Here is an 8688-nt window from a genome sequence, read left to right on the forward strand (position 1 = left end):
CTGAATTCGGCAACAAAGCCCGTTGACGGTCATTTCATCGCTATCTAAAAACTTATTGATGGGTATTTTTAGTGGTTTATTCGGTGTACTTTTAAGCTTAGTCGGTGCATATGATATATCTGTCGGTGGAAACGGTGAATATCGCTTAATGCCAGAGATGCTGGAGGAACAGCTGAGCTTTGGCTTTTCATTGCTGCCAGTGTTGATTGGATTATTTGGTCTTGCCACAATTATCACTGCGTGTTGTGCCAAAAAAGCCAATGATGTTCAGGCCGATCAAATTAAACTGGATAAAAAAGAAAAATTTAAATGGTCAGTCTTTAAAGGACAGCTTCCTAACATGTTGCGTTCTGGTTCTATCGGCACATTTGTTGGCATGTTACCTGGTATTGGGGGAAGCGCTGCTTCTGTACTGGCTTACACACAACAAAAAAACATTACCAAAAACCCCGAACAAATGGGTAAAGGGGCTCCTGAGGGGATTATTACCTCTGAATCAGCCAATAATGGTCTCACTGGAGGGGCATTGATTCCGTTGCTATCTTTGGGCATTCCTGGAGACTCAACCACAGCAGTATTGATTGGTGCTTTCACGCTGCAAGGGATCCAAGTTGGACCACTGTTCATCAATGAGAACTTTGAAACGTGGAACTTTATGGTAACGTCCTTGGTTTTGGCGAACTTGGTGATGTTCCTAGTGATGTTCTTTGCCATTCGTTATGTTGCCCGCGTAGTGATGATTCCTAAGTACATCCTATATCCAATTATTGTCATGATGTGCGTCATAGGCGCATTCGCGATAAATTATGGAATTATGTTTGACGTTTGGACCTTGGTGTTATTTGGTATATTTGGCGTCGTCGCTCCCAAACTGGGTCTCGAAGTGGTTCCTTTTATCATTGGGTTTATTTTAGGTAAGTCAGCAGAGGTGTATTTTGTTAAAAGTATCGAGGCATACGGTGATCTATCAATATTCTTCACTAAGAGTCCAATTGCCGGTGTCCTTTGGGTAATCATATTGGCTTCTATCGTATTCTCAGTACGTTCAGCAATTAAGAGCAAACCTAAAGTGCAAGCGGTTTAACAGGTTGTAAGTCAATGATTGTTCCCACTGGTCTTCGATTCATGCTGATTTTCGCAATAGGTTTTCACCCATGTCGACTTGTGTGAAGTGTGATAGCCAGTGGGGTATTGTTGTATTTAAAATTGTGGCTTTGCGAGAAGTCGTTTCATTAGCAATTAGCTACATAGATAGGCTTTGTTGCGTAATTCGATAGAGCTAAATCAGGAAGTGACGACCTGAGCGGCTACATCGCTAAAATATCGTAGCATTAAGCTGATACATCGTACGATCATAGAGGTGTTAGGTGATGGCGTTTATGACACGAGAAATAGCCATGATGCTATCCGAGTTAAAAGAGCTGTTCTCTTCATTCCACCAAGGGAAAGAGCAGACTTCTGGTAACAAGGACATCCTCGCAATCTGGAGATAGGCTGTCAGAAGCTCAACGGCTCAAATAAGAAGTAAAAAACCGGTATGGTTATTACAAGCGTTCACTCTCGCGAGCAACCATGCATCGAGTAAAGCGGTTGTTAGGTGAGGAAACTAAACCTAAGAAACTACAATGATCAGGTTGGTATCTACCTCATGATTAAAGCGTTCAACAAATTTACAGGGCTTGAGACGCCTCTAGCTATATTTGTGGAGGAACCGCTTTTAGTCCTCTCGGATCCAATTTAATGATGCCGACATTAGAGCTTATGTAACTAATCAAAAATTAGCTTTAATAGGTCGGAATGTTTGGTTTGGTAGCCTCGCACATTAAATTGATTTGTTGTGCAGCCTTCTTTAGCTCTTTTTTTGCTGTAGTTTTCTTGCCTTTTTTGTCTTGATGCTTGACGTCTACAGTGAGGGCAACCTATTTCTCGGGTGAGAAAGTTAGCTGGTGAAACTTGAAAATTACCGTGTATAGGGCAAGTGATAGTGACATGCGTTCGGTTGTTTTCATAGTTAACTTTCGAATAATCATAGAGCTCACCAAACTTTTCTTTAGCGTTAGCTAGAAATTGTGTTGCTCTTTCTTCTTTACTAGTCATGGTTTTTTAGTGTTTAGTCACAGGGTGGAGAAGTAGGTGAGCTTGGAACGTGTCACTATTCCATTCTTTCATTTCGGCGATGAACCAGCCTTGTTGATTAATAACATCAATGAGCTCTGGTGCGCGTTCCAGTTGTATCAACATAGATAAGGGAGCGACTTGTGAATCATCATGGTTAAAGCAATGTTCGATATGCTCTTCTAACATGTATAGAATACCTGGCTTCGCGGTTTGACCCTCTTCAAATAAGCGGGACTCAATCCGCTCTTCATCGTAGAGATAGACCAACAATGAATAGAGCTTTTCTGCCCCAGCAATTTTAGTTTGCTTGGCTTTCTCGTTTATCTCATACAGTTTCATTTCCAAATTACTTCCTTTGTTTCTCGCGGTTTGGATCATTAGCTTGATGTCTTTTTTGATATTTGCTAACCCTTTATCATTGAGCTTTGGCTTGAGGTATTTAAGTAGAATGTCATTGCGCTTTGTGACAGGAACATAGCGAGAAGACATCGATACTTGAAACAAAAGATGGAGGAGGGCGTTGCTGACTAAGCTGTACAGATTTTTATAGTATTCGAAGTTTTTTCTGATTTGCATATTGGTTTTTGTGTTTGTTGGAAGGTGGTGATTATCACTGTTGTTTTAGAGAAACATTTGAACTTCTTATATTGGGTCAACTGTCTATATTTCAAGCTATAGCTAGCTATAAGCTATCAAACATAATTTCTTTTATTAAGTTCTCTCTCTCTGCTCCTTCTTTTTTCTCTCTTTGTTAATTTTGGCGTTACCTTTCGGGCAGGACATTTCGTCGCGCTGCTCCTCGTATCGCTAACTTGAAACACAACTATCGAGCCAAGCTCGATGTGCTTCTAAGTTCCAGATACCCAATTCTGAACGCATTCGTTTTGTTATCACTTCACTGCGCATCGTCGTGACCTCCTTTTTGTCATTTCACTGCTTTCTATTGAAGTTCGAGTAAGGGACTGGTTTGTCTGTGTCGAGCTTACTTTTACTCGCATCACTGTCTGTCGCTCGCAGGGTGTTCAGCATCCTTTACCAGAGTCTCATTTACATGGGTATATGAACGCTATCGCGCCCTTGTTAATGAGACCCATGGAGAAGGACTGGACAACCAAGCGGCTCCAGAAAGTGATACTCAAACAGAAGGAAACTCCTATGACACAACCAAATGCAACCCCAACTTTCTCTACATGTCAAAACAGCGACCCACGTCTCGCCGTGGGGCACGTCAGCTCTCCTAAAAATGATATCTCTCGATCTAGGGCGTTGTTGGCGATGCGACGAAAAATCCGACTGCAGAAGCGTGAAAAGCGTCCTGCTATGTCGTTAAGCAAAGCGTTTCAAAAGGTACGTCAACTGAAGGTGCTGAGGGAACAACGACGAGCTGAAAAACGTGTGATCATCGGTGTGCTTAAAGAAAGTGGGTTATATCTAAAAGTTTGTCAGTGCCTACCCAAACAACGTATGTTGGGTATCGAAGATATCGATAGGTTATGTCATCGCTTAGCGAGCACGACTGCATTGCAGCAATGGTCATGGTTCGTTGTAGGGAACGCGTTATTTCAAGGGGTGGTGATGTTCTCTCGCTTTAAAACCGTCGTGCCGGCACTGCTGCTGAAAAGTACCGCGAATGGTTTCGAACTGCAGTCGTTCCACTTTGATTTTTCAACACAACAAATGATGGGGTAAGACGTAATGAAAGGTCCGATACAAGAAGTCAGTTATGACCGAATGCAAACATCACCCCAATCAAGCCTACTTGATACAGCATGGGCCTGAGCAAGTGAGTTTTGCGCTAAGGAACACCATTCACACTCTTATGACAGGAGCTTATGAGCTTCGTAAGGCCGGTTTAATGACAAAGCCAGTAACACACATTCTGAATTGCCGCTTACGCGAAGTAGGGAGGTAAATTATGAAAATGCCAACGATCTTCAATGCAATGTCATTAACTGGTCTTCGGTGTATCAAACTCACGTTTGCCAAAGACTCGATATCTCCAACATTGATGGAAAGCCGTTGTATTTTGTTGAGACCCACTGTGCCTTAGGGCGAAATGGCTTTGTAGTGAATCCTTTAAAACTATAAAAGAAGTCAAATTGCGTTTGAAAGGCAATATCTAATTCACGGTTTTAATCCATTTAATCCCAAAAATGAGGTAACTATTATGTCTGGGTATTGTTTTGAAATATCAGCTGTCTGCGCTAAGTTTGGTGTGTTGCAGCGTTTGGTGGCGTCTGATACTGGTAATGTCCTAGCTCGTTCGCAGCGCAATGTGAATCCCACTCGTGCAAAGAGAATCTCTCAATATATCCAAAATAACTCAGAGAACTACGTATTGACCGGGGGCTCAATGAACAGCCAGAGTTTATTGAATCGGAGCACACCAACGTTGGACTGTTAAAAGTAAGGGCGAACTGCGTAGCCATAACATTCCGTTGATGCTGTGTTTGGATATGTCTCTGGAAGAGTGTCAATAAGCGTTTTCAGATATCAATAGCCACACAGTGAAACTCAATACCAGCATCAGCGATACCTATAATCAACGTGACGATTCTTTTCGATATGAGTATTTAAGCTTGATCAATCTCAGAAACGGTTTGGACAAAACCCTTTTAGAATTATTACTCTAATAAGAAGATTTTGAACCACTACAAGTATGGGGAAAGTCCACTTAACTCAATTTCCTGCATTGGTGGTGAAGACAAATTAAATTACGCAGTATCAATAGCTACCAATTATAAAACTAGGTTTGATGTAGCTCACTTAATAGATGTGTATAATTTCGCTGAGAGAATTTAGAGCAGTACGCAGAACAGAGTCCTAGCGACACCATCCAAATAACAGAGGTGCCGCATATGGAAAAGCAAAACGGCTTTGTTGCCGAATTCAAATCCACCCTATTAGTCTCGCGGGTGAATAGTTACGCTTTTTTTAGTTCCTTCATGCTGCAACCAGACTTAACCATCGCAGCTATAATACTTCAAACAGTCGCTAGGGTTCTGCCCTAAGTTCTTTTGCCAACATCCAGCTTTAGACTCCTATTACATCTCAATAACTATACTTTCCGGTCGACCTAATTGAGAGTAATACATTGTTTCGGTCAACCCTATATCCTGAATTGTCATGTCAACCGTTTCTATCGGCTTATTAGCAACTTCGCTAATTAACTTTAAAGATTCATCATACCAATTTGGATGATTCGTATTTATTAAGTAATTGCACTGAATATGCAGTTCCGTATACTCTTCAGGTGTAATCCATTTCAGCTCGTCTCTAAAAGACATTAAAAAATCGGTGCAAAAGGACATGCGTAGAAAGCCAGTAATAAATGTACGCCATGTTAATACCTCTACTCTCATTTTCTGAATAGCCTTTAGAAAAGCACTTATTCTGTATACTAATCGACCAACGAAAATGGCAGATTTTATCGCATTCACAGGTAATAATGTACCCAATACAGAGATACTACCTCTAGCAAGGAATGAATTTGCAACTGATGCATGTGACCCTGCTAATGCTGAAGTTAAGCATGCACTCAAAATAACAATTGGTGGTGATATTATCGGCAGGTGCCAAATGTCAACTTGATCACTGCCAATTTGTAGCCAACCATATGAATCAGTACCGCCATGATTTCCATGGCAATCCATTATTAAAATACTCCCTTTAATTTCGTTGAGGGCAATTACAAACTCATCTTCAGACCCCACATCTACAATCGTTATTTCGATGTCATCAACTAATTTTGAGTAATGAGTTAGTGCCTCTTCGAGTTTATACTTCAGAGGATCATTTTCTCTAAATGAACGGATTACAGTGATGTTTAGCAACTCATTTTTTTTAACTGTAACATTGGAAAAATTAGTACAACTTTGAAGAAACATGTTACCCGGTGTAGTAGGGATTTTAGATGTTTCATGTGTGAACATGAGTGGGATTCGATCAAGAGAAACCCAATCTAGATGTATGTTTGAACAAAGTGTTATTGAATTTGAATTTTGAACGATAAAATCAATAAGTGGCTCATCAATCTCCCCTCTCATTTTTTCAACTAAATCTTTGAATTTTCGATCAAGCTTTCTTTTTGATTTATCTGTACCAGAAGAAACTAAGCTTTCAATATCNNTATTCAATATCTTTAAAATTACCATGGAAAAAATTTAATGAGTTAGCTAGACGAACCGCTGGCACACAATAAGAAGTACATAACATATTGATCGCTGCCGATGACAAACGTAATTCACTTTGTCTGGTTGAAAGTATCATTTGAAAAACTTTGTTTTCAAAAACTTTCGTAACATCTTCTTTGTTGAAATCTCGCATATTAAATCCGGAGTAAGATTTATTTCTAAATACTCCGTCAATTAGAAACTCTTGGGATTTCTTATTTTTTAAATCTCTTCTAATTTTGTTCCAGAATTGATCTTTGAAGTTATACAGGTGAGTAAAAATGCTAGGACAGTATAGGACTAAGTCTGATTTTAGTGATGTGGATTTATACTCATTTGTTAAGGAAAGAACTTTTTGTGAGGTATCCAGAATAGCTTCAATGTATGGTTGACGTTCATTACTTCCTTGTAAGGCATTTGTACCTGAGAGACTGTAACCAAGTGAATATAAGACTGCTTCATTCGCATTTGAAACAGAGTGGCTATACGATTTTTGATCCAGTTCTATCTGCTGAGTAGTTCTTGCTACTCTTGATGATAAGAAGTCTTTTGACTTTTCATTTAAGTCGCCATTTTCTTTTAGTGAATTTAATCTTTCCGAAATTTTTTCATCCAAAAGAAAAGGAGTAAATTCATCCCTCAACACAATGTCGCAGATATCTGACCAGCCCACAGCTAACAGCGGATATTTTGAAGCTTTACTAATATCCTTAACATACGTAGCACTCTCTTCATCTACGCAGTAACAAAATATAAATGGATGTGCTTGAAAGACTTCAAACCATTTTTTAAAGGCGATTTTATCAAGCAAAAAGTTATTGCTTACAGATAAGTTTATGCGATGTCGTATGAGCTCTTCATGTGAAATGAAAAGTTCATTTGCTGAAGTTGGAAGTATGCTCATGTATTCAAGCAATCTAGAGTGCTGACTAGAAATCAAATCGATCAAGTAACCTTGAAAAGGCGATTGATCCTTAATGTCTTCTGATCGCGGCATTATCAGCACATGCAAAATCGAAGTTTCAACAAGGTTAGGATACATATAGCTCACTCAAACTATCAAAAAGTTCTATCTTACAAGCTACGACAACTGCTTGATTATTCAATTGGGGATTACTCTACATATATCATAAAAAAGTACTGAATTTCATTGTATTTCAGTATTCGAATGAACTTTAGCCGAGTTAAATGCGTAGTTTATTGATACTTAAAGTTATTTCAGTAATTGCAGCCTTAAGTACTTGTAAACAAATCTTAGCTGTATGCTCTCTTGGTGTGAAGCCTGATGACATTTGTTGATAGGGGTGAATGTAATTACGAAAGTCCCTTAAAGTATGTGAAAATTTATGGGTATCAAGCTGAATTAGTTCTAAGTCTTTTGCCACATCAATAAAGGCGGCAAGAGCCCAGTCATGAAACGGTTGAACTTTACCTTCACGATTTTTGGGGGAAGACTTCACTGTGTTAAATGCTCTCGGATAACTAGAAGCTAATCCAAGAAAAACCCCTTCTAAAGTGCTACCAGCGATTAGAATCGTAGAAAGATAAGCTGCCGAACTATAAGTTTTTTCAATTTCATCTACTCGTTTGTTCAGTACGTCAGTTACGGTAGGGTCCAAGCCTAAATCAGAGATAGTGAAACCACTAAACTCACGACTTAAAAAGTCAGACTCAGACAAACTATTTGATTTCACGCTATCCTCGTTTAACTCCACTTTATGAAGTTTCTTGAAGGATATTTCAGCTTCATTTCTAACAACTTGCCATTTGTCAAAAGCTAAATACTGGTTAAGTTCGGCGATCAAGCGATCCAACTCGTCAATACGGCTAATAAAATTGACGGGATTGAATACTGCTTTAATGCATTTATCAAGTTGAGGTGTTCCATTGATTGCTTCTAAACAATCGTCTGTATACTTCCAACGGGAGGGGAAGCCTTGTCCATATGAGTGATTAAAACCTAGAGCATTAAAAAATTTAACCAAATTTGGCCCAGAACGATACTCAGTATCTTCATTTATTAAGTTTCGAAGTTTTTCACTCGTTTTGCTGCTGATGATCATTCAAATTCCTCCAGTACATAACGCGTCTTAGACAGCGAACCTGCTTCTTTTGTATCCTTATAATGCCTCCTTTATTCTGCTATATCAAAAAGTCAGTGTGTTAATGACGGCTAGAGTAAACTAGTTCGCAAGATGTTGCTTAAGTAGGATGCAGGGTGCTTTTTTACGACCTTTAGATAAATTTTAGTAGGGGAAATCTGTTGTATCGCAATATGAATAAACTTTTGCTCTAACTCGAATAGGGGCGTGCGACGTGTAGCCGCATGAAGCGCTGTTCACCGCTCATCGAGTGAACCATCTGTATCACCAGACGAACCCAGGACTCTGCATACAGT

The 8688-nt window shown here is 39.4% G+C and carries 7 protein-coding genes and 1 pseudogene; 5 read left to right on the plus strand and 3 right to left on the minus strand.

Annotation, left to right across the window (positions count from 1 at the left end; translation table 11 throughout):
- Positions 1-22 precede the first annotated feature (22 nt).
- Positions 23-1084, plus strand: coding sequence for a tripartite tricarboxylate transporter permease (locus HW45_RS28125; protein ID WP_268745566.1), 1062 nt, complete (start codon positions 23-25; stop codon positions 1082-1084).
- Positions 1085-1342: 258 nt separating this feature from the next.
- Positions 1343-1741: pseudogene (locus HW45_RS29150) on the plus strand (IS5/IS1182 family transposase); the annotation flags it as partial.
- A gap of 26 nt (positions 1742-1767) precedes the next feature.
- Here the strand turns inward: HW45_RS29150 and HW45_RS28130 are convergent.
- Positions 1768-2097: a DUF723 domain-containing protein gene (locus HW45_RS28130; protein WP_038231508.1), complete on the minus strand. Its 330-nt coding sequence runs from the start codon at positions 2095-2097 to the stop codon at positions 1768-1770.
- A 6-nt stretch (positions 2098-2103) separates the two neighbouring features.
- Entirely contained in the window at positions 2104-2694 is a 591-nt protein-coding gene (locus HW45_RS28135) for a DUF2913 family protein (RefSeq protein WP_038231509.1), read from the minus strand.
- A 579-nt stretch (positions 2695-3273) separates the two neighbouring features.
- Here HW45_RS28135 and HW45_RS28140 point away from each other — a divergent pair.
- The 3 genes from HW45_RS28140 to HW45_RS29440 all read left to right on the plus strand — a co-directional run bounded on the left by HW45_RS28140 (position 3274) and on the right by HW45_RS29440 (position 4522).
- A complete protein-coding gene (locus HW45_RS28140; protein ID WP_038231512.1) occupies positions 3274-3807 on the plus strand; it encodes a hypothetical protein in 534 nt (177 codons plus the stop codon).
- A 226-nt stretch (positions 3808-4033) separates the two neighbouring features.
- On the plus strand, positions 4034-4168 hold the full coding sequence (locus HW45_RS30220) for a hypothetical protein (protein ID WP_268745567.1): 135 nt from the start codon (positions 4034-4036) through the stop codon (positions 4166-4168).
- Positions 4169-4285: 117 nt separating this feature from the next.
- Positions 4286-4522 (plus strand): hypothetical protein, encoded by a 237-nt coding sequence (locus HW45_RS29440; protein WP_152559737.1) that lies wholly within the window; start codon positions 4286-4288, stop codon positions 4520-4522.
- 2952 nt (positions 4523-7474) lie between these two features.
- On the opposite strand, the gene HW45_RS28150 is transcribed toward HW45_RS29440, so the two are convergent.
- On the minus strand, positions 7475-8353 hold the full coding sequence (locus HW45_RS28150; protein ID WP_038231514.1) for a hypothetical protein: 879 nt from the start codon (positions 8351-8353) through the stop codon (positions 7475-7477).
- Positions 8354-8688: the final 335 nt, after the last annotated feature.

Source organism: Vibrio sp. ER1A (assembly GCF_000733315.1).
In the GTDB taxonomy this organism is placed as follows: Bacteria; Pseudomonadota; Gammaproteobacteria; order Enterobacterales; family Vibrionaceae; genus Vibrio; species Vibrio mediterranei.

What these genes read in the sequence shown, in the direction of transcription:
- HW45_RS28130 (WP_038231508.1), bottom strand. Translation starts at nt 2,097, where the DNA reads ATGACTAGTAAAGAAGAAAGAGCAACACAATTTCTAGCTAACGCTAAA.
- HW45_RS28135 (WP_038231509.1), bottom strand. Translation starts at nt 2,694, where the DNA reads ATGCAAATCAGAAAAAACTTCGAATACTATAAAAATCTGTACAGCTTA.
- HW45_RS28140 (WP_038231512.1), top strand. Translation starts at nt 3,274, where the DNA reads ATGACACAACCAAATGCAACCCCAACTTTCTCTACATGTCAAAACAGC.
- HW45_RS30220 (WP_268745567.1), top strand. Translation starts at nt 4,034, where the DNA reads ATGAAAATGCCAACGATCTTCAATGCAATGTCATTAACTGGTCTTCGG.
- HW45_RS29440 (WP_152559737.1), top strand. Translation starts at nt 4,286, where the DNA reads ATGTCTGGGTATTGTTTTGAAATATCAGCTGTCTGCGCTAAGTTTGGT.
- HW45_RS28150 (WP_038231514.1), bottom strand. Translation starts at nt 8,353, where the DNA reads ATGATCATCAGCAGCAAAACGAGTGAAAAACTTCGAAACTTAATAAAT.